Origin of the sequence: Streptomyces sp. KPB2 (assembly GCF_003950055.1) — a bacterium.
Lineage (GTDB): Bacteria > Actinomycetota > Actinomycetes > Streptomycetales > Streptomycetaceae > Streptomyces > Streptomyces salinarius.
Genome location: NZ_CP034353.1, coordinates 6,704,021 through 6,729,799 on the forward strand (window position 1 = coordinate 6,704,021; position 25,779 = coordinate 6,729,799).

General features: G+C 72.5%; 23 protein-coding genes. 20 read left to right on the forward strand and 3 right to left on the reverse strand.

The window, feature by feature from the left end:
- Positions 1–8: 8 nt before the first annotated feature.
- From D1J63_RS30340 to nusB, 3 genes are all read left to right on the forward strand, one after another.
- The gene (locus D1J63_RS30340) at positions 9–1,115 is read left to right on the forward strand and encodes an aminopeptidase P family protein (protein WP_102930895.1); all 1,107 of its coding nucleotides are present in this window, start codon (positions 9–11) and stop codon (positions 1,113–1,115) included.
- Between the two features lie 64 nt (positions 1,116–1,179).
- Positions 1,180–1,746: an elongation factor P gene (gene efp / locus D1J63_RS30345; protein ID WP_061445771.1), complete on the forward strand. Its 567-nt coding sequence runs from the start codon at positions 1,180–1,182 to the stop codon at positions 1,744–1,746.
- A gap of 2 nt (positions 1,747–1,748) precedes the next feature.
- Entirely contained in the window at positions 1,749–2,177 is a 429-nt protein-coding gene (gene nusB / locus D1J63_RS30350; RefSeq protein WP_125633231.1) for a transcription antitermination factor NusB, read from the forward strand.
- Positions 2,178–2,281: 104 nt separating this feature from the next.
- On the opposite strand, the gene bldD is transcribed toward nusB, so the two are convergent.
- A complete protein-coding gene (gene bldD, locus D1J63_RS30355) occupies positions 2,282–2,785 on the reverse strand; it encodes a transcriptional regulator BldD (protein WP_007447547.1) in 504 nt (167 codons plus the stop codon).
- Positions 2,786–3,082: 297 nt separating this feature from the next.
- On the opposite strand from bldD, the gene pyrR reads away from it, so the two are divergent.
- The 14 genes from pyrR (at position 3,083) to D1J63_RS30425 (ending at position 19,677) form a co-directional block, all read left to right on the forward strand.
- Positions 3,083–3,664 carry a bifunctional pyr operon transcriptional regulator/uracil phosphoribosyltransferase PyrR gene (gene pyrR / locus D1J63_RS30360; RefSeq protein ID WP_102930896.1) on the forward strand — a complete coding sequence of 194 codons (582 nt, stop codon included), beginning with the start codon at positions 3,083–3,085 and terminating at the stop codon, positions 3,662–3,664.
- Between the two features lie 114 nt (positions 3,665–3,778).
- Positions 3,779–4,759, forward strand: coding sequence for an aspartate carbamoyltransferase catalytic subunit (locus tag D1J63_RS30365; RefSeq protein ID WP_125633233.1), 981 nt, complete (start codon positions 3,779–3,781; stop codon positions 4,757–4,759).
- Between the two features lie 4 nt (positions 4,760–4,763).
- Positions 4,764–6,050 carry a dihydroorotase gene (locus D1J63_RS30370; protein WP_125633235.1) on the forward strand — a complete coding sequence of 429 codons (1,287 nt, stop codon included), beginning with the start codon at positions 4,764–4,766 and terminating at the stop codon, positions 6,048–6,050.
- Positions 6,047–6,622, forward strand: coding sequence for a hypothetical protein (locus D1J63_RS30375; protein WP_125633237.1), 576 nt, complete (start codon positions 6,047–6,049; stop codon positions 6,620–6,622). The genes D1J63_RS30370 and D1J63_RS30375 overlap by 4 nt, the downstream gene beginning before the upstream one ends.
- Positions 6,619–7,761, forward strand: coding sequence for a glutamine-hydrolyzing carbamoyl-phosphate synthase small subunit (gene carA, locus D1J63_RS30380; protein WP_125633239.1), 1,143 nt, complete (start codon positions 6,619–6,621; stop codon positions 7,759–7,761). Before D1J63_RS30375 ends, carA begins: the two co-directional genes overlap by 4 nt.
- Positions 7,754–11,062, forward strand: coding sequence for a carbamoyl-phosphate synthase large subunit (gene carB, locus D1J63_RS30385; protein ID WP_125633241.1), 3,309 nt, complete (start codon positions 7,754–7,756; stop codon positions 11,060–11,062). Before carA ends, carB begins: the two co-directional genes overlap by 8 nt.
- Before the next feature lie 52 nt (positions 11,063–11,114).
- Positions 11,115–12,221 carry a quinone-dependent dihydroorotate dehydrogenase gene (locus D1J63_RS30390; RefSeq protein WP_102930901.1) on the forward strand — a complete coding sequence of 369 codons (1,107 nt, stop codon included), beginning with the start codon at positions 11,115–11,117 and terminating at the stop codon, positions 12,219–12,221.
- Positions 12,218–13,063, forward strand: a complete 846-nt coding sequence (gene pyrF / locus D1J63_RS30395; protein ID WP_164713044.1) for an orotidine-5'-phosphate decarboxylase — start codon at positions 12,218–12,220, stop codon at positions 13,061–13,063. Before D1J63_RS30390 ends, pyrF begins: the two co-directional genes overlap by 4 nt.
- Positions 13,064–13,286: 223 nt before the next feature.
- Positions 13,287–13,610 (forward strand): integration host factor, encoded by a 324-nt coding sequence (locus tag D1J63_RS30400; RefSeq protein WP_016572363.1) that lies wholly within the window; start codon positions 13,287–13,289, stop codon positions 13,608–13,610.
- A gap of 37 nt (positions 13,611–13,647) precedes the next feature.
- A complete protein-coding gene (gene gmk, locus D1J63_RS30405; protein WP_102930902.1) occupies positions 13,648–14,241 on the forward strand; it encodes a guanylate kinase in 594 nt (197 codons plus the stop codon).
- 62 nt (positions 14,242–14,303) lie between these two features.
- On the forward strand, positions 14,304–14,576 hold the full coding sequence (rpoZ, locus tag D1J63_RS30410) for a DNA-directed RNA polymerase subunit omega (RefSeq protein WP_003977348.1): 273 nt from the start codon (positions 14,304–14,306) through the stop codon (positions 14,574–14,576).
- 169 nt (positions 14,577–14,745) lie between these two features.
- Positions 14,746–15,948 carry a bifunctional phosphopantothenoylcysteine decarboxylase/phosphopantothenate--cysteine ligase CoaBC gene (coaBC, locus tag D1J63_RS30415; RefSeq protein WP_125633243.1) on the forward strand — a complete coding sequence of 401 codons (1,203 nt, stop codon included), beginning with the start codon at positions 14,746–14,748 and terminating at the stop codon, positions 15,946–15,948.
- A 239-nt stretch (positions 15,949–16,187) separates the two neighbouring features.
- Positions 16,188–17,396, forward strand: coding sequence for a methionine adenosyltransferase (metK, locus tag D1J63_RS30420; RefSeq protein WP_059299511.1), 1,209 nt, complete (start codon positions 16,188–16,190; stop codon positions 17,394–17,396).
- Positions 17,397–17,526: 130 nt separating this feature from the next.
- Positions 17,527–19,677 (forward strand): primosomal protein N', encoded by a 2,151-nt coding sequence (locus tag D1J63_RS30425; protein WP_125633245.1) that lies wholly within the window; start codon positions 17,527–17,529, stop codon positions 19,675–19,677.
- Between the two features lie 138 nt (positions 19,678–19,815).
- On the opposite strand, the gene D1J63_RS30430 is transcribed toward D1J63_RS30425, so the two are convergent.
- Positions 19,816–20,370: a hypothetical protein gene (locus D1J63_RS30430; protein WP_125633247.1), complete on the reverse strand. Its 555-nt coding sequence runs from the start codon at positions 20,368–20,370 to the stop codon at positions 19,816–19,818.
- A 305-nt stretch (positions 20,371–20,675) separates the two neighbouring features.
- On the opposite strand from D1J63_RS30430, the gene fmt reads away from it, so the two are divergent.
- Together fmt and D1J63_RS30440 are read left to right on the forward strand one after the other, a co-directional pair.
- Complete coding sequence (gene fmt, locus D1J63_RS30435) at positions 20,676–21,608, forward strand: methionyl-tRNA formyltransferase (protein WP_125633249.1); 933 nt, start codon at positions 20,676–20,678, stop codon at positions 21,606–21,608.
- An 80-nt stretch (positions 21,609–21,688) separates the two neighbouring features.
- Positions 21,689–23,116 carry a transcription antitermination factor NusB gene (locus D1J63_RS30440; RefSeq protein ID WP_102928361.1) on the forward strand — a complete coding sequence of 476 codons (1,428 nt, stop codon included), beginning with the start codon at positions 21,689–21,691 and terminating at the stop codon, positions 23,114–23,116.
- Between the two features lie 28 nt (positions 23,117–23,144).
- Here the strand turns inward: D1J63_RS30440 and D1J63_RS30445 are convergent, their stop codons facing one another.
- On the reverse strand, positions 23,145–23,441 hold the full coding sequence (locus D1J63_RS30445; protein ID WP_176155666.1) for a trypco2 family protein: 297 nt from the start codon (positions 23,439–23,441) through the stop codon (positions 23,145–23,147).
- A 75-nt stretch (positions 23,442–23,516) separates the two neighbouring features.
- Here D1J63_RS30445 and D1J63_RS37370 point away from each other — a divergent pair, with 75 nt between their 5' ends.
- Positions 23,517–25,733 (forward strand): serine protease, encoded by a 2,217-nt coding sequence (locus D1J63_RS37370; protein ID WP_241235622.1) that lies wholly within the window; start codon positions 23,517–23,519, stop codon positions 25,731–25,733.
- Positions 25,734–25,779 lie beyond the last annotated feature (46 nt).

Sequence of the window (25,779 nt, forward strand, 5' to 3'; positions counted from 1 at the left end):
CTCGGCTCATGTCAGAGGTCTACGCGGCCCGCCGGACGCGCCTACGGGAACGCTGCAACGCGGGCGGCAGCGCGGCGGCGCTCGTCTCCCGGCCCGCCAACGTGCGCTATCTCGCGGGCGCGGCCCCGCACGGTGCCGTACTGCTGCTCGGCAGGACCGAGGACCTGCTGGTCTGCTCGGGCCCACCGGACGACCGGCCGACCGAGGGCCGGCCCGACGACTCGCTCCGGGTCCGCGCCCTGCCCGGCCCCGGTGGTGATCCGGCCGTCACCGCCACCGGCCTCGCCGCGGACCAGGGTGCCGAGTCCCTCGCCACGGAGGACCACCATCTCACCGTGGTCCGGCACCGGGCCATGTCCTCCGTCGCCCCCGGCCTGCGTCTGACGGACCTCGGTCAGGCCGTGGAGCAGCTCCGGGTCGTCAAGGACGAGGAGGAGATCTCCTGCCTGCGCATCGGCGCCGAGATCGCCGACCAGGCCCTCGGCGAGCTCCTGGAGTCCATCCTCGTCGGCCGCACCGAGCGGCACCTCGCCCTGGAGCTGGAACGCCGCCTCGTCGACCACGGCGCCGACGGCCCCGCCTTCCCCACCTCCGTCGGCACCGGCCCGAACTCGGGGCGCCGCGGCCACCGGCCCACCGACCGCCGGGTGGAGGAGGGCGACTTCCTCTCCGTCTGCCTCGGCGCGACGTACCGCGGATACCGCTGCGAGATCGGCCGTACGTTCGTCATCGGGACCTCGCCGGCCGACTGGCAGATCGAGTTGTACGACCTCGTCTTCTCCGCCCAGCGGGCCGGACGTGAGGCCCTCGCACCCGGTGCGGCCTGCCGTGATGTGGACCGCGCCGCCCGCCAGGCACTGGACTCGGCGGGGTACGCGGAGAACCTTCCGGCACTCACCGGTCACGGTGTCGGACTCGAAATCGACGAGGACCCGCAGTTGGCCCCCGCGGCCATGGGTAAACTGGACGCTTGTGTGCCGGTCACCGTCGAACCGGGGGTCCACCTCCCGGGCCGGGGCGGGGTCCGGATCGATGACACGCTCGTCGTGCGCCCCGAGGCGGACGGCGGACCCGAGCTACTCACCATCACGACCAAGGAGCTGCTCGCGCTCTAGCCTCGCGCTGTGCGCGCAACGCCGAGGTCGTCCACGTCAGTCCAGTCCAGGAGATTCCCAAACCGTGGCTTCCACGAACGACCTCAAGAACGGCCTGGTGCTCAAGCTCGAAGGCGGCCAGCTCTGGTCCGTCGTCGAGTTCCAGCACGTCAAGCCCGGCAAGGGCCCGGCCTTCGTGCGCACCAAGCTCAAGAACGTGCTCTCCGGCAAGACCGTCGACAAGACCTTCAACGCCGGGGTCAAGGTCGAGACGGCCACCGTAGACAAGCGTGACATGCAGTTCTCGTACATGGACGGCGAGTACTTCGTCTTCATGGACATGCAGACCTACGACCAGCTGCACATCGACAAGAAGGTCGTCGGCGACGCCGCGAACTTCCTCGTCGAGGGCTTCGAGGCCACCGTGGCGCAGCACGAGGGCGAGGTGCTCTTCGTCGAGCTGCCCGCCGCCGTCGAGCTGACCATCCAGGAGACCGAGCCCGGCGTCCAGGGCGACCGCTCCACCGGCGGCACCAAGCCCGCCATCCTGGAGACCGGTCACCAGATCAACGTCCCGCTCTTCATCACCACCGGTGAGAAGATCAAGGTCGACACCCGCACGAGCGACTACCTCGGCCGGGTGAACAGCTAACCGTGGCTGCTCGCAACACGGCCCGCAAGCGCGCCTTCCAGATCCTCTTCGAGGGCGATCAGCGCGGCGCCGACGTCCTGACGGTGCTCGCCGACTGGGTCCGGCACTCCCGGTCCGACACCCGGCAGCCGCCGGTCAGCGAGTACACGATGGAGCTGGTCGAGGGCTACGCCGAGCGCGCGCAGCGCATCGACGAGCTGATCGCCCATTACTCCGTCGACTGGACGCTCGACCGGATGCCGGTCGTCGACCGCAACATCCTGCGCCTGGGCGCGTACGAGCTGATCTGGGTCGACGAGACCCCGGACGCCGTCGTCCTGGACGAGATGGTGCAGCTGGCGAAGGAGTTCTCCACGGACGACTCGCCCGCGTTCGTCAACGGCCTGCTCGGCCGGCTGAAGGACCTGAAGTCCTCGCTGCGTCGGGACTAGCTCCGTGCGTGTCGCCCGTACGACATGCAGAAAACCGCCGGGGTGGCCGGAACCGAATGGTTCCGGCCACCCCGGCGGCACGTTTCTGCTGAGGCGGACGAGGGTCAGAGTTCCTCGTGGGACGCCACCGCGCGACGCGCGTCCGCGTCCAGGACGCCCCAGCTGATCAGCTGCTCGGTGAGGACCGAGGGCGACTGGTCGTAGATGACGGCGAGCGTGCGCAGGTCGTCCTGGCGGATCGAGAGCACCTTGCCGTTGTAGTCACCGCGCTGGGACTGGATCGTCGCCGCGTAGCGCTGGAGCGGGCCCGCCTTCTCGGCCGGCACGGTGGCCAGCCGCTCCAGGTCCAGGACCAGCTTCGGCGGCGGCTCGGCGGCACCGCCGGGGGTGGTGCCCGGCAGCAGCTCCTGTACGGGAACGCCGTAGAAATCCGCCAGCTCGGCGAGGCGCTGCACGGTCACGGCACGGTCGCCGCGCTCGTACGAGCCGACCACCACGGCCTTCCAGCGGCCCTGGGACTTCTCCTCGACACCGTGGAGGGAAAGGCCCTGCTGGGTGCGGATGGCCCGGAGCTTGGCCCCGAGCTGTTTGGCGTATTCGCTGGACATATGGCTCCCCGGACAAGGTGTCGACGCGGCAGGCTCTGTTGTCGGCCGCGCGGCTGGTAACTCACTGTGAGGTTACGCAGCGTTACTCTGCTGCGTCAAGCCGAATGGTCCGCACCGACTCTTCCGTGGTATTCGCCTTCCGTTGCTCCGAACGGGTGGCCGGAGTGCGGCAGAAGAGTGACGGGGGAGTGTCAGGGGGGCCGTCGGGCCGGTTCTGTGAGCCTGGTACCGTAGGTGGCGCAATTCCGACGTCCTTTAAGGTCCGTCCCGTGAGGCGGAGAAGGGGGTCCGTTTCGTATGGACAAGCAGCAAGGCCGGCAGTCCGAGGCCCGGCCCGTTCTGGAGGGGCCCGACATCGCTCGGGTGCTCACCCGCATCGCCCACGAGATCGTCGAACGCGCCAAGGGCGCCGACGACGTGGTGCTCCTCGGCATCCCGACCCGCGGCGTCTTCCTCGCCCGGCGGCTCGCCGACAAGCTGGAGCAGATCACCGAGCGCAAGATGCCGGTCGGCTCGCTCGACATCACCATGTACCGCGACGACCTGCGCATGCACCCGCCGCGCGCCCTGGCCCGCACCGAGATCCCCGGTGACGGCATCGACGGCCGCCTCGTCGTCCTCGTCGACGACGTGCTCTTCTCCGGCCGCACCATCCGAGCCGCCCTCGACGCGCTGAACGACATCGGCCGCCCGCGCGCGGTGCAGCTCGCCGTCCTCGTCGACCGCGGCCACCGCGAACTGCCCATCCGCGCCGACTACGTCGGCAAGAACCTCCCGACGTCGCTGCGGGAGACGGTCAAGGTCCAGCTCGCCGAGGAGGACGGTCGCGACACCGTGCTGCTCGGTGCCAAGCCGGACACCCCGGGCGCCCACCCGTAACACCCCGCGTACGCGCCCACCCGTGCCGTACGCCCGCTCGGCGTGCCCCCGCACGCGCCCGGCCGCCCGAATTATCCCGCTCTTCCGCATGAATCGCCCTACGGAGCCTGACAGATGCAGCGTCATCTCATCTCGGCCGCCGACCTCACCCGCGACGACGCCGTCCTGATCCTCGACACCGCCGAGGAGATGGCCCGGGTCGCGGACCGGCCGATCAAGAAACTGCCCACCCTGCGCGGCCGTACCGTCGTCAACCTCTTCTTCGAGGACTCCACCCGGACCCGGATCTCCTTCGAGGCCGCCGAGAAGCGCCTGTCCGCGGACGTCATCAACTTCACCGCCAAGGGCTCCAGCGTCTCCAAGGGCGAGTCCCTCAAGGACACCGCCCAGACCCTGGAGGCCATGGGCGTCGACGCCGTCGTCATCCGGCACAGCGCCTCCGGCGCCCCCTACCGCCTGGCCACCTCCGGCTGGATCGACGCCCACGTCATCAACGCCGGCGACGGCACCCACCAGCACCCCACCCAGGCCCTGCTGGACGCCTTCACCATGCGCCGCCGCCTGGTCGGCCCCGACGCCGGCCTCGGCAAGGACCTCGACGGCCGCCGCGTCACCCTGGTCGGCGACATCCTGCACAGCCGCGTCGCCCGCTCCAACGTCGACCTGCTGCACACCCTCGGCGCCGAGGTCACCCTCGTCGCCCCGCCCACCCTGCTGCCGGTCGGCGTCGAGACCTGGCCCTGCGAGGTCTCCTACGACCTCGACTCGACGCTGACCAAGTCCGACGCGGTGATGCTGCTGCGCGTGCAGCGCGAACGCATGAACGCCGCGTTCTTCCCCACCGAGCGCGAGTACTCCCGCCGCTACGGCCTCGACGGCGACCGCATGGCGAAGATGCCCGACCACGCCATCGTGATGCACCCCGGCCCGATGGTCCGCGGCATGGAGATCACCGCCGAGGTCGCCGACTCCGACCGCTGCACCGTCGTCGAGCAGGTCACCAACGGCGTCTCCGTCCGGATGGCCGTCCTCTACCTGCTGCTCGGCGGCGCCGAGCCCGCCGTCACCCACGCCCGACCCACCGAGGAGAAGTAAGACGATGAGCAAGACCCTGATCCGCGGTGCGAAGGTGCTCGGCGGCGAGCCGCAGGACGTACTGATCGACGGCGCGACCATCGCCGAGGTGGGCACGGGACTGTCCGCCGAGGGCGCCGAGGTGGTCGAGGCCGGCGGCAAGGTGCTGCTGCCCGGCCTGGTCGACCTCCACACCCACCTGCGCGAGCCCGGCCGCGAGGACTCCGAGACCGTCCTCACCGGCACCCGCGCGGCGGCGAGCGGCGGCTACACCAACGTCTTCGCCATGGCCAACACCTTCCCGGTCGCCGACACCGCCGGCGTCGTCGAGCAGGTCTGGCGGCTCGGCCAGGAGTCCGGCTACTGCGACGTGCAGCCCATCGGCGCCGTCACCGTCGGCCTGGAGGGCGCCAAGCTCGCCGAGCTGGGCGCCATGCACGAGTCCGCGGCCGGCGTCACCGTCTTCTCCGACGACGGCAAGTGCGTCCACGACGCCGTGATCATGCGCCGCGCCCTGGAGTACGTGAAGGCCTTCAACGGCGTCGTCGCCCAGCACGCCCAGGAGCCCCGGCTCACCGAGGGCGCCCAGATGAACGAGGGCGTCGTCTCCGCCGAGCTGGGCCTCGGGGGCTGGCCCGCCGTCGCCGAGGAGTCGATCATCGCGCGGGACGTGCTGCTCGCCGAGCACGTCGGCTCCCGCGTCCACATCTGCCACCTGTCGACCGCCGGGTCCGTCGAGATCGTCCGCTGGGCCAAGTCCCGCGGCATCGACGTCACCGCCGAGGTCACCCCGCACCACCTCCTCCTCACCGACGAGCTGGTCCGGTCGTACAACCCGGTCTACAAGGTCAACCCGCCGCTGCGCACCGAGCGTGACGTCCTGGCCCTGCGCGAGGCGCTCGCCGACGGCACGATCGACATCGTCGCCACCGACCACGCCCCGCACCCGCACGAGGACAAGGACTGCGAGTGGGCCGCCGCCGCCATGGGCATGGTCGGCCTGGAGACCGCGCTGTCGGTGGTGCAGGAGACCATGGTGGACACGGGCCTGCTGGACTGGGCCGGCGTCGCCGACCGGATGTCCGTCAAGCCCGCGCAGATCGGACAGGCCACCGGACACGGCCGTCCCGTCTCGGCTGGTGAGCCCGCCAACCTCACCCTGGTCGACACGGAATACCGTGGCCAGGTGGACCCCGCGGGCTTCGCCTCGCGCAGTCGCAACACCCCCTACGAGGGGCGTGAGCTGCCGGGCCGTGTGACGCACACGTGGCTGCGGGGCAAGGCCACGCTCGTCGACGGGAAGCTCACGTGACATCTGTAGCACCGGTAATCCTGCTGGCCGCCGAGAAGGAATCGGCGGAAGTGACCGACTGGGCCGCCCGCGTCGGCTGGGTCGTCGGCCTCGGCCTCTTCGTCGCGCTCGTCTACTGGCTGATGCGCGAGGGCTGGAAGTGGCGCGGCACGCTCCAGGGCGACCTGCCGGCCCTCCCCACCGCGCCCGACGAGCCCGGTGCGGTGAAACTGAGCATGAGCGGCCGCTACCACGGCTCCACCACCGCCGGGCAGTGGCTGGACCGCATCGTCGCGCACGGCCTGGGCACCCGCAGCCGGGTCGAGCTCACGCTCACGGAAGCGGGACTGGACGTCGTACGGCCCGGCGCCGCGGACTTCTTCGTCCCCGTCGCCGCGCTGCGCGAGGCCCGGCTCGACAAGGGCATCGCAGGCAAGGTCCTCACCGAGGGCGGGCTGCTGGTCGTCACCTGGGCCCACGGCGACAAACTGATCGACTCCGGCTTCCGCTCCGACCACGCGGCCGAGCACAACGAGTGGGTCGACACCCTGAACGACATGATCAACAAGACGGAAACGGAAGGCGCACGATGACGACCTCCACCAGGGGAGCCCACCGGACTCCCGCCGTACTCGTCCTGGAGGACGGCCGGATCTTCCGCGGCCGCGCCTACGGGGCCGTGGGGGCGACCTTCGGCGAAGCCGTGTTCTCCACCGGCATGACCGGCTACCAGGAGACCCTCACCGACCCGTCGTACCACCGCCAGGTCGTCGTGATGACCGCCCCGCACATCGGGAACACCGGCATCAACGACGAGGACATGGAGTCCAGGAAGATCTGGGTCTCCGGCTACGTGGTGCGCGACCCCGCGCGCGTGCCCTCCAACTGGCGCTCGACCCGCACCCTCGACCAGGAGCTGGCCGCCCAGGGCGTCGTCGGCATCTCCGGCATCGACACCCGCGCCCTCACCCGCCACCTGCGCGAGCGCGGCGCCATGCGTGTCGGCATCTTCTCCGGCAACGCGCTGCCCGACGAGGGCACCATGCTCGCCGAGGTCCGCCAGGCCCCGGAGATGAGCGGCGCCGACCTGTCCGCCGAGGTCGCCACCACCGAGGCGTACGTCGTCCCGGCGATCGGCGAGAAGAAGTTCACCGTCGCCGCCGTCGACCTCGGCATCAAGGGCATGACCCCGCACCGGATGGCCGAGCGCGGCATCGAGGTGCACGTCCTGCCCGCCACGGCCACCGTCGAGGACGTCTACGCCGTCGAGCCCGACGGCGTGTTCTTCTCCAACGGCCCCGGCGACCCGTCCACCGCCGACCACCCGGTCTCCGTGATGCGGGGCGTCCTGGAGCGCGGCACCCCGCTCTTCGGCATCTGCTTCGGCAACCAGATCCTGGGCCGCGCCCTCGGCTTCGGCACCTTCAAGCTGAAGTACGGCCACCGCGGCATCAACCAGCCCGTGCAGGACCGTACGACCGGCAAGGTCGAGGTCACCGCGCACAACCACGGATTCGCCGTCGACGCCCCGCTCGACCAGGTCTCCGACACCCCCTACGGCCGCGCCGAGGTCTCCCACGTCTGCCTCAACGACAACGTGGTGGAGGGCCTCCAGCTCCTCGACCGGCCGGCCTTCAGCGTCCAGTACCACCCCGAAGCGGCCGCCGGCCCGCACGACGCCGCCTACCTGTTCGACCGCTTCGTTTCCCTGATGGAGGGCCAGCGTGCCTAAGCGCACCGATATCCAGTCCGTCCTGGTCATCGGCTCCGGCCCGATCGTCATCGGCCAGGCCGCGGAGTTCGACTACTCCGGCACCCAGGCGTGCCGCGTGCTCAAGGCCGAGGGCCTGCGCGTCGTCCTGGTGAACTCCAACCCGGCGACGATCATGACCGACCCGGAGATCGCCGACGCCACCTACGTCGAGCCGATCACGCCCGAGTTCGTCGAGAAGATCATCGCCAAGGAGCGCCCCGACGCCCTCCTGCCCACCCTGGGCGGCCAGACGGCCCTGAACACGGCCATCTCGCTGCACGGCAACGGCGTCCTGGAGAAGTACGGCGTCGAGCTGATCGGCGCCAACGTCGAGGCCATCAACAAGGGCGAGGACCGCGACCTGTTCAAGGAGGTCGTCGAGGAGGTCCGCAAGAAGATCGGCCACGGCGAGTCCGCCCGGTCCTACATCTGCCACTCCATGGACGACGTCCTCAAGGGCGTCGAGGAGCTCGGCGGCTACCCCGTCGTCGTCCGCCCCTCCTTCACCATGGGCGGCGCCGGCTCCGGCTTCGCCCACGACGAGGAGGAACTGCGCCGCATCGCCGGGCAGGGCCTCACCCTCTCGCCGACCACCGAGGTGCTCCTGGAGGAGTCCATCCTCGGCTGGAAGGAGTACGAGCTGGAGCTGATGCGCGACAAGAACGACAACGTCGTGGTCGTCTGCTCCATCGAGAACTTCGACCCCATGGGCGTGCACACCGGCGACTCGATCACCGTGGCGCCCGCGATGACGCTCACCGACCGCGAGTACCAGGTGCTGCGCGACGTCGGTATCGCGATCATCCGCGAGGTCGGCGTCGACACCGGCGGCTGCAACATCCAGTTCGCGGTGAACCCCGAGGACGGCCGGGTCATCGTCATCGAGATGAACCCGCGCGTGTCGCGCTCCTCGGCGCTCGCCTCCAAGGCGACCGGCTTCCCCATCGCCAAGATCGCGGCCAAGCTCGCCGTCGGCTACACGCTGGACGAGATCCCGAACGACATCACGCAGGAGACCCCGGCCTCCTTCGAGCCCACGCTCGACTACGTCGTCGTCAAGGCCCCGCGCTTCGCCTTCGAGAAGTTCCCGAGCGCCGACTCCACGCTGACCACGACCATGAAGTCGGTCGGCGAGGCCATGGCCATCGGCCGCAACTTCACCGAGGCCTTCCAGAAGGCGCTGCGCTCGCTGGAGAAGAAGGGCAGCCAGTTCACCTTCGTCGGCGAGCCCGGCGACAAGGACGAGCTGCTGCGCGAGGCCGTGCGGCCCACCGACGGCCGCATCAACGCCGTCATGGGGGCCATCCGCGCGGGCGCCACCCCGGAGGAGGTCTTCGACGCCACGAAGATCGACCCCTGGTTCGTCGACCAGCTCTTCCTCATCAAGGAGATCGCCGACGAGATCGCCGAGAGCCGCGAGCTGACCGCCGACCTGCTCACCGAGGCCAAGCGGCACGGCTTCTCCGACCAGCAGATCGCCGAGATCAGCGGCCTGGGCGAGGACGTCGTCCGCCAGGTCCGGCACGCGCTCGGCGTCCGCCCGGTCTACAAGACGGTCGACACCTGCGCCGCCGAGTTCGCCGCGCGGACGCCGTACTTTTACTCCTCCTACGACGAGGAGAGCGAGGTCGCGCCCCGCGAGAAGCCCGCGGTGATCATCCTGGGATCCGGTCCCAACCGCATCGGCCAGGGCATCGAGTTCGACTACTCCTGCGTCCACGCCTCCTTCGCGCTGTCCGACGCCGGGTACGAGACCGTGATGGTCAACTGCAACCCGGAGACCGTCTCCACCGACTACGACACCTCCGACCGGCTCTACTTCGAGCCGCTCACCCTGGAGGACGTCCTGGAGATCGTCCACGCCGAGCAGCAGGCCGGACCGGTCGCCGGCGTCGTCGTCCAGCTCGGCGGCCAGACCCCGCTCGGCCTGTCGCAGGCGCTGAAGGACAACGGCGTGCCGATCGTCGGCACCTCCCCGGAGGCCATCCACGCCGCCGAGGACCGCGGCGCCTTCGGCCGGGTCCTCGCCGAGGCCGGTCTCCCGGCTCCCAAGCACGGCACCGCCACCACCTTCGGCGAGGCCAAGGCCATCGCCGACGAGATCGGCTACCCGGTCCTGGTGCGGCCCTCCTACGTCCTCGGCGGACGCGGCATGGAGATCGTCTACGACGAGACCCGGCTGGAGGCGTACATCGCCGAGTCGACCGAGATCAGCCCGTCCCGGCCGGTCCTGGTGGACCGCTTCCTGGACGACGCCATCGAGATCGACGTGGACGCCCTGTACGACGGCGAGGAGCTGTACCTCGGCGGCGTCATGGAGCACATCGAGGAGGCCGGCATCCACTCCGGCGACTCGGCGTGCGCCCTGCCCCCGATCACGCTCGGCGGCTTCGACATCAAGCGGCTGCGCGCCTCCACCGAGGGCATCGCCAAGGGCGTCGGCGTGCGCGGCCTGATCAACATCCAGTTCGCGCTGGCCGGGGACATCCTGTACGTCCTGGAGGCCAACCCGCGTGCCTCCCGCACCGTCCCCTTCACCTCGAAGGCGACCGCGGTGCCGCTGGCCAAGGCCGCCGCCCGCATCTCGCTGGGCGCGACCATCGCCGAACTGCGCGCCGAGGGCCTGCTCCCGGCCAGCGGCGACGGCGGCACCCTGCCGCTGGACGCGCCGATCTCCGTCAAGGAGGCCGTGATGCCGTGGTCCCGCTTCCGGGACATCCACGGCCGCGGCGTCGACACGGTGCTCGGCCCGGAGATGCGCTCCACCGGCGAGGTCATGGGCATCGACTCCGTCTTCGGCACGGCCTACGCCAAGTCGCAGGCGGGCGCGTACGGGCCGCTGCCCACCAAGGGACGGGCCTTCATCTCGGTCGCCAACCGCGACAAGCGCTCGATGATCTTCCCGGCCCGTGAGCTGGTCGCCCACGGCTTCGAGCTGATGGCCACCTCCGGCACCGCCGAGGTCCTCAAGCGCAACGGCATCAACGCCACCGTCGTGCGCAAGCAGTCCGAGGGCACCGGCCCGAACGGCGAGAAGACCATCGTCCAGCTCATCCACGACGGCGAGGTCGACCTCATCGTCAACACCCCGTACGGCACCGGCGGCCGCCTCGACGGCTACGACATCCGTACGGCGGCCGTGGCCCGCTCCGTGCCCTGCCTGACCACGGTCCAGGCGCTGGCGGCCGCGGTGCAGGGCATCGACGCCCTCAACCACGGGGACGTGGGAGTGCGCTCACTCCAGGAACACGCCGAATTCCTGACCGCGGCCCGCGACTAGCAGCCCCGAGGGGGACACCGGAAACGGTGTCCCCCTCTTCATGAGGACACCCATGTACAAGATCTTCTTTTCTCTCGTCTTCAAGCGGATGGACCCGGAGGCGGCCCACCACCTCGCCTTCCGCTGGATCCGCCTGGCCGTCCGCGTCCCCGTCCTGCGCACCTTCGTCGCCGCCGCGCTCGCGCCCCGGTACGAGGAGCTGCGCACCGAGGCCCTGGGGCTGCGGATGCACGGCCCCTTCGGGCTGGCCGCCGGCTTCGACAAGAACGCCGTCGCGATCGACGGCATGGCGATGCTCGGCTTCGACCACGTCGAGATCGGCACCGTCACGGGCGAGCCGCAGCCCGGCAACCCCAAGAAGCGGCTGTTCCGCCTGGTGGGCGACCGGGCGCTGATCAACCGCATGGGCTTCAACAACGACGGCTCGCTGGCCGTCGCGGCCCGCCTGGCCTCCCGCACGCCCGTCTTCCGGACCGTCGTCGGCGTCAACATCGGCAAGACCAAGGTCGTCCCCGAGGAGGAAGCCGTCGGCGACTACGTGAAGTCCGCCGAGCGGCTGGCCCCGCACGCCGACTACCTCGTCGTCAACGTCTCCTCGCCCAACACGCCCGGCCTGCGCAACCTCCAGGCGACCGAGGCGCTGCGCCCGCTGCTGAGCGCGGTCCGCGAGGCCGCCGACCGCGCGGTGACCGCCCGGCGCGTCCCGCTGCTGGTCAAGATCGCGCCCGACCTCGCCGACGAGGACGTGGACGCGGTCGCCGACCTGGCCGTGGAGCTGGGTCTGGACGGCATCATCGCCACCAACACCACCATCGCGCGCGAGGGCCTCGGCCTGACCTCCTCGCCCGCCCTCGTCGGGGAGACCGGCGGTCTGTCCGGCGCTCCCCTCAAGGCGCGCTCCCTGGAGGTGCTGCGCCGCCTGTACGCGCGCGTGGGCGACCGGATCACCCTGGTGGGCGTCGGCGGCGTCGAGACGGCCGAGGACGCCTGGGAGCGCATCCTGGCCGGTGCCACGCTGGTCCAGGGCTACAGCGCGTTCATCTACGAGGGGCCCTTCTGGGGCCGAGCCATCCACAAGGGGCTCGCCGCCCGCCTGCGGCAGAGCCCGTACGCCACCCTCGCCGACGCGGTCGGCGCCGACGTGAGGACGAAGGCATGACGGTACTGGAACCCTTCGGCGCCCGGCTGCGCCGCGCCATGGACGAGCGCGGGCCGCTCTGCGTCGGCATCGACCCGCACGCCTCCCTGCTCGCCGAGTGGGGCCTGAACGACGACGTGGCCGGCCTGGAGCGCTTCAGCCGCACCGTCGTGGAGGCGGTGGCCGACCGGGTCGCCGTGCTCAAGCCGCAGAGCGCCTTCTTCGAGCGGTTCGGCTCGCGCGGCGTGGCCGTGCTGGAGAAGTCGGTCCAGGAGGCGCGGGCGGCCGGTGCGCTGGTCGTGACGGACGCCAAGCGCGGCGACATCGGCTCGACCATGGCCGCCTACGCCGAGTCGTTCCTGCACAAGGACGCCCCGCTGTTCTCCGACGCGCTGACTGTCTCCCCGTACCTCGGCTACGGCTCCCTGAAGCCGGCCGTCGACCTGGCGCGCGAGAGCGGCGCGGGCCTGTTCGTGCTGGCGCTGACCTCCAACCCGGAGGGCGGCGAGGTCCAGCACGCGGTGCGGGACGACGGGCGCAGCGTCGGGGCGACGATGCTGGCGCACCTGGCCGCCGAGAACGCGGGGGAGGAGCCCCTGGGATCCTTCGGCGCGGTGGTCGGTGCCACGCTGGGCGACCTGTCCTCGTACGACCTGGGCATCAACGGTCCGCTGCTGGCCCCGGGCATCGGCGCGCAGGGGGCCACGCCGGCGGATCTGCCGCAGGTGTTCGGTGCCGCGGTGCGCAACGTGGTGCCGAGCGTCAGCCGGGGTGTCCTTCGTCACGGTCCCGACGTGGGCGCGTTGCGAACGGCCGCCGACCGTTTCGCGGCGGAGATCCGGACCGCGGTCACGGCCTCCTGACTCTGGATACATCCTCAAATCAGAGGGAGTATGTCCTAATTGTCCGGCCTGACGGAGGCTGACCAGGACTTTTCCGCTGTTCTCGCTGACTCTGGCGGACTTGACCGCTAGTCTCCGTCGAGAGTCAACGGGCGAGCGTGTTGCTCGTGGCTCACCAGGTGAGGGGCGACTAGGTTCCTCACCGGTCCGTATCCGACAGTTCGACATCCGAGGTGACGTAGGCGTGGCTCTTCCGCCCCTTACCCCTGAACAGCGCGCAGCCGCGCTCGAAAAGGCCGCCGCGGCTCGCCGGGAGCGGGCCGAGGTCAAGAATCGACTCAAGCACTCCGGTGCCTCCCTCCACGAGGTCATCCAGCAGGGACAGAAGAACGACGTCATCGGCAAGATGAAGGTCTCCGCCCTCCTCGAGTCCCTGCCGGGCGTGGGCAAAGTCCGCGCCAAGCAGATCATGGAGCGACTGGGCATCTCCGAGAGCCGCCGCGTGCGCGGTCTCGGGTCCAACCAGATCGCGTCCCTGGAGCGCGAGTTCGGCAGCACCGGCAGCTGAGTCCCGACCACTCCGCGATTGCTGGAATAATCGCTGCATGGCTGCAACACCCCGGGGGACGTCCCCCGTACCCCCGGACGCACGTCCGCGGCTGACCGTGCTCTCCGGCCCCTCGGGGGTCGGCAAGAGCACGGTCGTCGCCCATATGCGCAAGGAACACCCCGAGGTTTGGCTGTCGGTCTCGGCGACGACCCGCAAGCCCCGCCCCGGCGAGCAGCACGGCGTCCACTACTTCTTCGTCAGCGACGAGGAGATGGACAAGCTGATCGCCAACGGCGAGCTGCTGGAGTGGGCCGAGTTCGCCGGCAACCGCTACGGCACGCCGCGCACGGCCGTGCTGGAGCGCCTGGAGTCCGGTGAGCCGGTTCTCCTGGAGATCGACCTCCAGGGGGCGCGGCAGGTCCGCGAGTCCATGCCCGAGGCCCGGCTGGTGTTCCTGGCCCCGCCCTCCTGGGACGAGCTGGTGCGCAGGCTCACCGGCCGGGGCACCGAAGCGCCCGAGGTGATCGAGCGCCGCCTCGCCGCGGCCAAGGTCGAGCTGGCGGCGGAGCCGGAGTTCGACCAGACCCTGGTGAACACCTCCGTCGAGGACGTGGCGCGCGAGCTGCTAGCCTTGACGAACGTCGTGTGATCGTTACTGGTCAAGCTGCGATCATCCTGACTTCATCTTTCCCATCCATCGGAAGGTAGAGCGTGTCCTCTTCCATCTCCGCGCCCGAGGGCATCATCAACCCGCCGATCGACGAGCTCCTCGAGGCCACGGACTCGAAGTACAGCCTCGTGATCTACGCGGCCAAGCGGGCCCGCCAGATCAACGCGTACTACTCGCAGCTCGGCGAGGGCCTCCTCGAGTACGTCGGTCCGCTCGTCGACACCCACGTCCACGAGAAGCCGCTCTCGATCGCCCTGCGCGAGATCAACGCGGGGCTGCTGACGTCCGAGGCCATCGAGGGCCCGGCGCAGTAGCACCAAGCAGTACCGGCGGCCGGCGGTATCGGCGGTCGTATCTTCAGCCTTACGCTGACTTGTCCACAGGCCCGGCAGTCCGACTGTCGGGCCTGTGGTGTGTGATGGGTCGTACGCGCAGTCCGAGCGGCGCGCAGTCCGAGCGCGGTATCCGAACCGGGGAGAGACGGTGGACAAGCCCAAGGTCGTTCTGGGGGTCAGCGGCGGCATCGCCGCGTACAAGGCCTGTGAGCTGCTGCGCAGACTCACCGAGTCCGGGCACGATGTCCGGGTCGTCCCCACCGCCTCCGCACTGCACTTCGTGGGCGCCGCCACCTGGTCCGCCCTGTCCGGCCACCCCGTCTCCACCGAGGTCTGGGACGACGTCCACGAGGTCCCGCACGTGCGCATCGGCCAGCACGCCGACCTGGTCGTCGTCGCCCCGGCCACCGCCGACATGCTCGCCAAGGCGGCCCACGGACTGGCCGACGACCTGCTCACCAACACCCTGCTCACCGCCCGCTGCCCGGTCGTCTTCGCCCCCGCCATGCACACCGAGATGTGGGAGCACCCGGCCACCCAGGAGAACGTGGCGACGCTGCGCCGCCGCGGCGCCGTGGTGATCGAACCCGCCGTCGGCCGCCTCACCGGCGTCGACACCGGCAAGGGCCGGCTGCCCGACCCGGGCGAGATCTTCGAGGTCTGCCGCCGGGTGCTGGCCCGCGGAGTGCGCGAGCCCGACCTCGCCGGACGGCACGTGGTCGTCAGCGCCGGCGGCACCCGGGAGCCCCTCGACCCCGTCCGCTTCCTCGGCAACCGCTCATCCGGCAAGCAGGGCTACGCCCTCGCCCGCACCGCCGCCGCCCGCGGCGCCCGCGTCACGCTCGTCGCGGCGAACGCGTCGATGCCCGACCCGGCCGGCGTGGACGTGGTGCCGGTCGGCACGGCGGTGGAGCTGCGCGAGGCGATGCTGCGCGCCGCGGCGGACGCCGACGCCGTCGTCATGGCCGCGGCCGTGGCGGACTTCCGGCCCGCGACCTATGCCACCGGGAAGATCAAGAAGAAGGACGACCAGGAACCCGCGCCGATCGCCCTGGTGCGTAATCCGGACATCCTCGCGGAGATCTCCGCGACCCGGGCCCGCTCCGGGCAGGTGGTCGTCGGCTTCGCCGCCGAGACCGACGACGTCCTGGCCAACGGCCGGGCCAAGCTGAAGCGGAAGGGCTGCGACCTCCTCGTGGTGAACGAGGTGGGGGAGCGCAAGACCTTCGGTTCCGAGGAGAACGAGGCCGTGGTCCTGGGCGCCGACGGCAGCGAGACGCCGGTCGCCCACGGCCCGAAGGAAGCGCTGGCCGACACGGTCTGGGACCTCGTCGCCCGGCGGCTGGAATGACTGGCCCATTCGCTCGAAGCGGCCTCGAAGACGACGCATTCCAGCGTGGCGCCCCTGGCCAAGGATGCTTCCTTCTGGGCAGAATGCCCGTGCCGCAGGTCACAGCCCTCCCGAGAGCTGAGACGGGTGGGCCCGCGGCAGAGCGCGACCGATAAACTGTTCTCGGACGTCGCCGGGTGCAGCTCCCCGTGCCGTCCACAAATGATCAGCCAGCAGCCGCTGCAACCCCAGGGAGCGTTGTGTCCCGTCGCCTGTTCACCTCGGAGTCCGTGACCGAAGGTCACCCCGACAAGATCGCTGACCAGATCAGCGACACGATCCTCGACGCGCTTCTGCGTGAGGACCCGACCTCTCGGGTCGCCGTCGAAACCCTGATCACCACCGGTCTGGTGCACGTGGCCGGAGAGGTCACCACCAAGGCCTACGCGGACATCGCCAACCTGGTCCGCGGCAAGATCCTCGAGATCGGCTACGACTCCTCCAAGAAGGGCTTCGACGGAGCCTCCTGCGGCGTGTCGGTCTCCATCGGCGCCCAGTCCCCGGACATCGCGCAGGGTGTCGACACCGCGTACGAGAACCGCGTCGAGGGCGACGAGGACGAGCTGGACCGCCAGGGCGCCGGCGACCAGGGCCTGATGTTCGGCTACGCGTCCGACGAGACGCCGACGCTCATGCCGCTGCCGGTCTTCCTGGCCCACCGCCTGTCCAAGCGCCTGTCCGAGGTCCGCAAGAACGGCACCATCCCGTACCTGCGCCCGGACGGCAAGACCCAGGTCACCATCGAGTACGACGGCGACAAGGCGGTCCGGCTGGACACCGTCGTCGTCTCCTCGCAGCACGCGAGCGACATCGACCTGGAGTCGCTGCTGGCCCCGGACATCAAGGAGTTCGTCGTCGAGCCGGAGCTGAAGGCGCTCCTGGAGGACGGCATCAAGATCGACACGGAGAACTACCGTCTCCTGGTCAACCCGACGGGCCGCTTCGAGATCGGCGGCCCGATGGGCGACGCCGGTCTGACCGGCCGCAAGATCATCATCGACACCTACGGCGGCATGGCCCGCCACGGCGGCGGCGCCTTCTCCGGCAAGGACCCGTCGAAGGTCGACCGCTCCGCGGCGTACGCCATGCGCTGGGTCGCGAAGAACGTCGTGGCCGCCGGCCTCGCCGCCCGCTGCGAGGTCCAGGTCGCCTACGCGATCGGCAAGGCCGAGCCGGTCGGCCTCTTCGTGGAGACCTTCGGCACCGCCAAGGTCGAGCCCGAGAAGATCGAGAAGGCGATCGACGAGGTCTTCGACCTGCGCCCGGCCGCCATCATCCGCGACCTCGACCTGCTCCGCCCGATCTACGCCCAGACCGCGGCGTACGGCCACTTCGGCCGCGAGCTGCCCGACTTCACCTGGGAGCGCACCGACCGCGTGGACGCGCTGCGCGAGGCCGCCGGCCTGTAGGCCGGACTCCGGGGCGCCGTCGCGCCCCACGGCACGTGACGAGGCCCGGTGTCCCCGAGGGGGGCGCCGGGCCTCGCCGCATGATCACCGTCCCGGCACTGCTGTCAGTGGTCTTTGCGAGAATGCAGGCGTGAGCAGCGAGAACGGACCGGAGCGGGGCGACGCGCAGGACGCGCCGCCCGAGCAGCTCGCGCTCATCCGGGAGACCGTGCGCAGGGCGAAGACCCCGCGGGCCAAGCCGCGCACCTGGCGCGGGGCCGCGCTCGCCAAGGAGCGGCCGGTCGCGAGGGTCCTCGTCGACAAGGGCGTCCTCCATCTCGACCGGTACTTCGACTACGCCGTGCCCGAGGAGCTGGACGCCGACGCCCAGCCGGGGGTGCGGGTGCGGGTGCGCTTCGGGGCCGGGCGGCACCGGGTGCGCGACGGGCGGCGCGAGGGCGGCGGGCTCATCGACGGCTTCCTCGTCGAGCGGCTCGCCGAGTCCGACTACGCGGGGCCGCTGGCCGCGCTGGCCCAGGTCGTCTCGCCCGAGCGGATCCTCGACGAGGAGCTGCTCGGCCTGGTCCGCGCGGTCGCCGACCGGTACGCGGGCAGCGTCGCCGACGTCCTCCAGCTCGCCGTCCCCCCGCGCAACGCGCGGGCCGAGAAGCGGGCCTCGCCGCAGCCGCTGCCCGCGCCGCCGGTGCCCGAGCCCGGGCCGTGGGAGCGGTACGAGCAGGGGGCCGCGTTCGTGGCCGCCCTCGCGTCCGGAGGCGCGCCGCGCGCGGTGTGGAACGCGTTGCCCGGCCCGCGGTGGACCGAGGAACTCGCGCGGGCCGTGGCGGCCACGCTGGCCTCCGGCCGGGGCGCCCTCGCCGTGCTGCCCGACGGACGGGCCGTCGCCCGCGTCGACGCCGCGCTCACCGCGCTGCTCGGCGAGGGACGGCACGCGGTGCTCACCGCCGACGCCGGGCCCGAGAAGCGGTACGCGCAGTGGCTCGCGGTGCGCCGGGGCGCCGTACGGGCCGTGATCGGGACCAGGGCCGCCATGTTCGCGCCGGTGCGGGACCTTGGTCTGGTCGCCCTGTGGGACGACGGCGACGACAGCCACAGCGAGCCGCACGCCCCGCAGCCGCACGCGCGCGAGGTACTGCTGCTGCGCGCCGCCCAGGACCGGTGCGCCTTCCTGCTGGGCGGCTGGAGCTGCACCGTGGAGGCCGCCCAGCTGGTGGAGACCGGCTGGGCCCGGCCCCTGGTCGCCACGCGGGAGCAGGTCCGGGACGCCGCGCCGCTGGTGCGGACCGTGGGGGACCACGATCTGGCCCGCGACGAGGCCGCCCGGGCCGCGCGCCTGCCCACCCTCGCCTGGCAGGCCGTCAGGGAGGGGCTGCGGCACGGACCGGTGCTGGTGCAGGTGCCCCGGCGGGGTTACGTACCCCGGATGGCCTGCGCGGCGTGCCGGACGCCCGCGCGGTGCCGGCACTGCGCGGGGCCGTTGGAGGGGCAGGAGTCCGCCTCCGCCCTGCGGTGCGGCTGGTGCGGGCGCGAGGAGGGCGCCTGGCACTGCCCGGAGTGCGGGGCCTTCCGGCTGCGGGCGCAGATCGTGGGCGCCCGGCGCACGGCGGAGGAGCTGGGGCGGGCCTTCCCGGCCGTGCCCGTGCGCACCTCCGGACGTGAGCATGTGCTGGACACCGTGTCCGAGGCCCCCGCGTTGGTCGTGAGCACCCCGGGGGCCGAACCGGTCGCCGAGGGCGGATACGCGGCGGCGCTGCTGCTCGACGGCTGGGCGATGCTCGGCCGGCCCGACCTGCGGGCCGGCGAGGACGCGCTGCGGCGCTGGCTGGCCGCGGCCGCCCTGGTGCGCCCGCAGAGCGCCGGGGGCACCGTCGTCGCGATCGCCGAGCCGACGCTGCGGCCGGTGCAGGCGCTGGTGCGCTGGGACCCGGCCGGTCATGCGCTGCGCGAGCTGGCCGAACGGGCCGAGCTGGGCTTCCCGCCGGTGTCGCGGATGGCGGCCGTGTCGGGACCCCCGGAGGCGGTGGCCGGATTCCTCGGCGCCGTCGAGCTGCCGCGGGAGGCGGAGGTGCTCGGGCCGGTGCCCCTGCCCGTCACGGCGGCGGGCCGGCCGCGGCGGGTGGGCGCGCCGCCGCCCGGGGAGCACTGGGAGCGTGCGCTGGTCCGGGTGCCTCCGGGGCGCGGGGCGGCCCTGGCCGGTGCGCTGAAGGCCGCTCAGGCGGCCCGGACGGCACGCGGTAGCGACACGGCCGTGTGGGTGCGGATCGATCCGCCCGACATCGGGTGAGGCGGGCCACCGCGCAGCGGCGCGGGGCCGACACGCCGCGGCCCTCCGTCTCCGGGGTCGGGGAGGGCGGAGGGCCGGTGCGAGAGCGCGGCTCGGCCGGTGCGAGCGGCCGGTGTGCGGGTCAGCCGTTGCGGGGCGTCAGCCGTTGCGCGGGCCGGGGAAGGCGGTCGGGCGGACCTCGTCGCGCAGGGACGGGCTGCCCGAGGTCGGCTGGGTCGGCATGGAACGGGCCGCCGGAACCGTGGGCACCGGCGGGAGTCCGGGCCCCACGTTGACCGGGCGGGTGGTCGTGGGCTCCGGGGTGTGCTCGGTGGCCTCCGCGGTGGACGCCGCCGTCTGGGCCGCGGCGCGCCGGGAGCCGTAGCGCCGGTGCACCGCCTGCTTGGTCACGCCGAGCGCGGAGCCCACCGCGTCCCAGGAGAAGCCGAGCGAACGGTCGAAGTCCACGGCGGCCGTGACCAGGGTCTCGACGCTGTCCCGCAGCTCCTGCGCGAGACGGACCGTCGGGGCGGGGGCGCGTCCGTAGACGACGAAGCCCGTGGAGGGGCCGGAGCGGCGCGGGCGGTAGACGTTGCCCAGCTGGGCGGTGAGGGTGCGCAGTGCGTCCACCTGCCGGCGGACCCGCTCGATGTCCCGCACCAGCAAGTGCAGGCTGGCCCGAGCCTGGGCGTCGTGGGTTGCGTGGTCGGCCATGAACAAGCCTCTCGAACCGGCGTTGAAAGGAATCGGGCCGCGCGGGCGGCCCGGCGTGTCAACTCTTTCTTGACCAACGTGCGGGTCCGGGGTTGGTCACGGGGTGGGGGCGTGGGGGTTTGGTCGTGCGCCCCCTCGGCTTTCGGCCTCCGAGGGCGCTTCCACCCGCGCACCACCCGTTTCCGGCCGGAGGAGACGCTGGGCTCTCCCGGGGCACCGTGCCGTCGGCGGCTCTCCGTCGGTTGACGGCTCGTAGACTGGTGCGTCGCCCGCCACCGTCCCCGCCCGAGAGGCCCGTCCCACCCATGAAGCTCGTCTTCGCCGGTACCCCCGAGGTCGCCGTTCCCGCCCTGGACGCCCTGATCGCCTCCGGGCGTCACGAGGTGGCCGCCGTCGTCACGCGGCCCGACGCTCCGGCCGGGCGCGGACGCCGGCTGGTCGCCTCGCCCGTGGCCGAGCGGGCCGAGGAGGCGGGCATCGAGGTGCTCAAGCCCGCGAAGCCGCGCGACCCCGAGTTCCTGGACCGGCTCCGCGAGATCGCGCCCGACTGCTGCCCCGTCGTCGCCTACGGTGCCCTGCTGCCCCGCGTCGCCCTCGACGTGCCCGCCCAGGGCTGGGTCAACCTGCACTTCTCGCTGCTGCCCGCCTGGCGCGGCGCCGCCCCCGTGCAGCACGCGCTGATGGCGGGCGACGAGATCACCGGCGCTTCCACCTTCCTGATCGAGGAGGGCCTGGACTCCGGCCCGGTGTACGGGACCGTCACCGAGACCGTCCGGCCCACCGACACCAGCGGCGACCTGCTGACCCGGCTGGCCTTCGCCGGGGCCGGCCTGCTCGCGGCCACCATGGACGGCATCGAGGACGGCAGCCTGAAGGCCGTACCGCAGCCGGCCGAGGGCGTCACCCTCGCGCCCAAGATCACCGTCGAGGACGCCCGCGTCGACTGGACCGCCCCCGCGCTGCGCGTGGACCGGGTGGTGCGCGGCTGCACCCCGGCCCCCGGCGCCTGGACCACCTTCCGGGGCGAACGGCTCAAGCTGGTGCAGGCCCTGCCGCTGCCCGACCGGACCGACCTCGCCCCGGGACAGCTCGCCGCCGCGAAGAACAACGTGTACGTCGGCACCGGCTCGCACGCCGTCGAGCTGCTGTGGGTGCAGGCGCAGGGCAAGAAGCCGATGCGGGCCGCGGACTGGGCGCGCGGCGCGCGGATCAGCGAGGGCGAGCTGCTCGGCGGCTGATCCGCGCCTGAGCGGCGACGCTCACCCGCGCGGCGTACGCTGGTGAGCGCACTTCACCCCACACCCGGAGCACCTTTTTCGTGAGCGAGCAGCCCCGCCGTCCCCGCAAGCCCGGCAAGCCGTACCGCAGGCCCCAGAAGGACCCCGTCCGCATCCTCGCCTTCGAGGCCCTCCGCGCCGTGGACGAGCGGGACGCGTACGCCAACCTCGTCCTGCCGCCGCTGCTGCGCAAGGCCCGCGAGAAGGAGGGCCCCGAGAAGTTCGACGCCCGGGACGCCGCCCTCGCGACCGAGCTGGTGTACGGGACGCTGCGCCGGCAGGGTACCTACGACGCGATCATCGCGGACTGCGTGGACCGGCCGCTGCGCGAGGTCGACCCGCCGGTGCTCGACGTGCTCAGCCTGGGGGTGCACCAGCTGCTCGGGACGCGGATCCCGAGCCACGCCGCCGTCTCCGCCTCCGTGGAGCTGGCCCGGGTCGTGCTCGGGGACGGGCGGGCCAAGTTCGTCAACGCCGTGCTGCGCAAGGTGGCCCGGGACGACCTCGACGGCTGGCTGGAGCGCGTCGCCCCGCCCTACGACGAGGACCCCGAGGACCACCTCGCCGTCGTGCACTCGCACCCGCGCTGGGTCGTCTCCGCGCTCTGGGACTCGCTGGGCGGCGGCCGCACCGGCATCGAGGAACTGCTGGCCGCCGACAACGAACGCCCCGAGGTCACCCTGGTCGCGCGGCCGGGCCGGGCCACCCCCGACGAACTGCTCGGCGAGGAGGCCGCCGTACCGGGACGCTGGTCGCCGTACGCCGTGCGGCTGAGCGAGGGCGGCGAGCCCGGGGCCGTCGAGGCCGTGCGGGAGGGCCGCGCCGGTGTGCAGGACGAGGGCAGCCAGCTGGTCGCCCTGGCCCTGGCCAACGCGCCGCTGGACGGGCCGGACCGACGCTGGCTGGACGGGTGCGCCGGACCCGGCGGCAAGGCCGCGCTCCTCGGTGCGCTCGCCGCCGAACGGGGAGCCTTCCTGCTGGCCTCCGAGAAGCAGCCGCACCGCGCCGGGCTCGTGGCCAGGGCGCTGGACGGCAACCCGGGGCCCTACCAGGTGATCGCCGCCGACGGGACCCGCCCCGCGTGGCGCCCGGGGAGCTTCGACCGCGTCCTGGTGGACGTGCCGTGCACGGGGCTCGGCGCTCTGCGGCGTCGTCCCGAGGCGCGCTGGCGGCGCCGCCCCGAGGACCTGGACGGCTTCGCCCCGCTCCAGCGCGGACTGCTGCGCAGTGCCCTGGAGGCCGTACGGGTCGGCGGCGTCGTCGCCTACGCGACCTGCTCGCCCCACCTCGCCGAGACCCGCGCGGTCGTCGCGGACGTCCTCAAGCAGCACCCCGGCACCGAGCTGCTCGACGCCCGGCCGCTGCTGCCCGGCGTCCCCGACCTGGGCGAGGGACCCGACGTCCAGCTGTGGCCGCACCTGCACGGCACGGACGCCATGTACCTGGCCCTCGTGCGCCGGACCTCGTGACCGTCCCCGCCCCCGTCCTTCGCGGCGCCTAGCGGCGGTTGACCTTCATCCGCGTCCCGTCCGCCAGCTCCGGTTTCAGGTCCACCTGGACCTGGTGGGTGGTCTGGTGGTCGACCGAGCCGCCCAGTTCGGCCGTCACCACACCGATCCGGACGCCTCCCCGGCCGCTGCCCGCGCGGTGGACCTGCACGGTGAAGGTCAGGCTCACGTTCTCCACCGCGAAACCCAGGTCGTGGCCCGCCGCCTCGGCGCGGGCCGCCTCCAGTTCGCCCCGGATCCGGCCGATCACCTCGGCCAGCCCCACGAAACCCGGTTCGTTCGTCAACTCGCCTCCGTACAAAGCTCGTTCACTGCCGTCGCAGCAGTATGCGCCGGCTGCACACGCCCGTATAGTTCGCATATGGCTGCTGGCGGGGGAGAACCGGCCGCCTCGCCCATGAAGACGCCGAGCTGGGCGGTGCGGATCCGGGGAGCGGACGGGGAGATCGCGGGGGCCGGCATACTGCTGACCCCCGACCAGGTGCTCACCTGCGCGCACGTGGTGGACCGCGCGGCGGCCCGGCTCACCGCGGAGTTCGTCGGCGCCACCGACCACAGCGTGCCCGCGGTTCCCGCCCGGGTGGACGGCACCGCCTACGTACCGGAAACGCGGGACGCCGACGGCGACCCCAGCGGGGACGTGGCCCTGCTGCGGCTGGAGCGGCCCCGGCCGGTGGAGGAAACGGTACGGCTGCACCGGCTGTCCGCACCGGGCCGCGAAGTGCGCATGTACGGCTTCCCGTACGCCCACAACGGCGGCATCTGGTTCCGCTCCACCGTCGTCGGCGGCTGCGGGCGCGACGGACAGGTGCAGCTGAGCCCGGTCAGCCCCGGTGAACTGGCCAGCCCGGGATGCAGCGGCGCGGGCGTCGCCGACAGCCGGACCGGAGAGGTCATCGGCATGGTGCTCAGCGGGCAGCTGGACCAGCACGGCAACCGGTTCTCCTTCATGAGCCCCGCCGAGACCATCGCCCGTCACCTGCCCGGGCTCAAGCCGCACATCGAGGGCCCCACGGCCGTGGACGAGCGGCTGCTCCCCACCGACGACGGCCCCTCCCCGGACCTGCTCGACGAGCCGTTCGCCCAGCGCCTCGCCGCCTGGCTGCGCGACGACGGCAACCAGGTGAAGATCAGCGTCGTCGGGCCCGGCGACGCCGCCCGCGCGGCCACGCTGCGCCGCGCCATCACCCTCGCCGACCGGGAATTACGCACCGCGGTCTCGATCGACCGCGCGTCCCTCGACCCGCCCGGCACCGTCCCGTCGGCCGGCGGCCACGACCTCGCGGTGGACGCGAGCGGGGTGACCGCCGCCGAGATCGCCGAGCGGATCGCCGACCGCATGGGCCTGTGGCAGCACCCGGAGGATCCCCCGCTCGACCGCATCCGCGCCTCCAGGTCAACCCTCAACCTGGTCGTCGTCGGCGTCGACGAGGCGATCGACCCGCTGCCCCTGCTGGACCTCCTGGAGGTGCTGCGCGCCGGGGGCAGCCGGCTGCTGCTGGTGTTCCGCACGGCCGGCGACTGCCACCGCCTCGCCCGCGACCGACTGCTCACCCGGCCCGCCCGGGAGCGTCGCGCCCGGCTCGTCGAGCGGCTGCGGGACCTCACCGGACCCCTCGCCGAGGACCTGCACGAACGCCTCGCGGCCGTGGTCCCGCACGGCCTACGCCCCCTCGACTCGGACCTGGTGGCCGCACACGCCGCCCTGGCGGACCTGCTGCGCGCGGACGACGCCGACGGGGAGCGCGACCCGGCCGGGGGCCCTGCCCGGGACCGGGACCTCGACCCTGACCAGCCCCCGGGCCGGGTCCGGGGCGCGGACCGGGACTCTGACCGCGACGGGCACCGGGACCCCGGCCGTGGCCGCGACGACCTGGACCGGGACCCCGACCGCGACCCTCACCATCCCCCGGGCCGGGTCCGGGGCGCCGACCGGGACCTCGACCTGGACTGGGACCTCGACCGTGTCCGCCACCTGGAACCCGGCCGGGACCGGGACCTCGACCCGGGGCGGGACCGGGACGTCGACCGCGATCGGCGTCCGGACCGTGGCCATGACCGGGACCCCGACCGCGACCCTCACCAGCCCCCGGGCCCGGTCCGGTACGCCGACCGGGACCCCGACCTGGACTGGGACCCCGACCGTGTCCGCCACCTGGAACCCGGCCGGGACCGGGACCTCGACCCGGGGCGGGACCGGGACCTCGACCGCGACCGGCTTGCGGACCGTGGTCATGATCAGGAACCCGGCCGTGCTCCCGTCCGTGCCGCCGGACCCGTGTCCGACCTCGGTCGGTACGAGCGGCTGGCCGATCGGGTGGCCGGCCGTCTGGCGGCGGGCGTCGCCGAGCTCGACCGGCTTCGCGACCGGCGCGACGAACTCGCCGGACGCCTGCGCGGCTATCACGTCCTGCACCAGCACTCCCTGCAGGGAGAGGAGGACCCGGCCGTGGACGACCTCTACCTCCGGGCCCACGCCCTGCTCCGGGCAAGACCCTGCGACGTGCGTGCGGCGGAGGCGGCGGTGGACGCCTACACCCGGCGCGTCGACGGCCACGGCGGAGGTGACGCGCGATGACGGCGAGAAGTCCCCGGCCAGCCCCGCGGACCCACCGGGAGCCCCC

Bases quoted from the DNA above. Each gene is read 5' to 3' on its own strand.
- D1J63_RS30365 (WP_125633233.1), top strand. From the start codon at position 3,779: ATGCAGCGTCATCTCATCTCGGCCGCCGACCTCACCCGCGACGACGCC.
- D1J63_RS30390 (WP_102930901.1), top strand. From the start codon at position 11,115: ATGTACAAGATCTTCTTTTCTCTCGTCTTCAAGCGGATGGACCCGGAG.
- D1J63_RS30340 (WP_102930895.1), top strand. From the start codon at position 9: ATGTCAGAGGTCTACGCGGCCCGCCGGACGCGCCTACGGGAACGCTGC.
- bldD (WP_007447547.1), bottom strand. From the start codon at position 2,785: ATGTCCAGCGAATACGCCAAACAGCTCGGGGCCAAGCTCCGGGCCATC.
- fmt (WP_125633249.1), top strand. From the start codon at position 20,676: ATGAAGCTCGTCTTCGCCGGTACCCCCGAGGTCGCCGTTCCCGCCCTG.
- gmk (WP_102930902.1), top strand. From the start codon at position 13,648: ATGGCTGCAACACCCCGGGGGACGTCCCCCGTACCCCCGGACGCACGT.
- pyrF (WP_164713044.1), top strand. From the start codon at position 12,218: ATGACGGTACTGGAACCCTTCGGCGCCCGGCTGCGCCGCGCCATGGAC.
- carA (WP_125633239.1), top strand. From the start codon at position 6,619: ATGACGACCTCCACCAGGGGAGCCCACCGGACTCCCGCCGTACTCGTC.
- D1J63_RS30430 (WP_125633247.1), bottom strand. From the start codon at position 20,370: ATGGCCGACCACGCAACCCACGACGCCCAGGCTCGGGCCAGCCTGCAC.
- D1J63_RS30370 (WP_125633235.1), top strand. From the start codon at position 4,764: ATGAGCAAGACCCTGATCCGCGGTGCGAAGGTGCTCGGCGGCGAGCCG.
- D1J63_RS37370 (WP_241235622.1), top strand. From the start codon at position 23,517: ATGGCTGCTGGCGGGGGAGAACCGGCCGCCTCGCCCATGAAGACGCCG.
- pyrR (WP_102930896.1), top strand. From the start codon at position 3,083: ATGGACAAGCAGCAAGGCCGGCAGTCCGAGGCCCGGCCCGTTCTGGAG.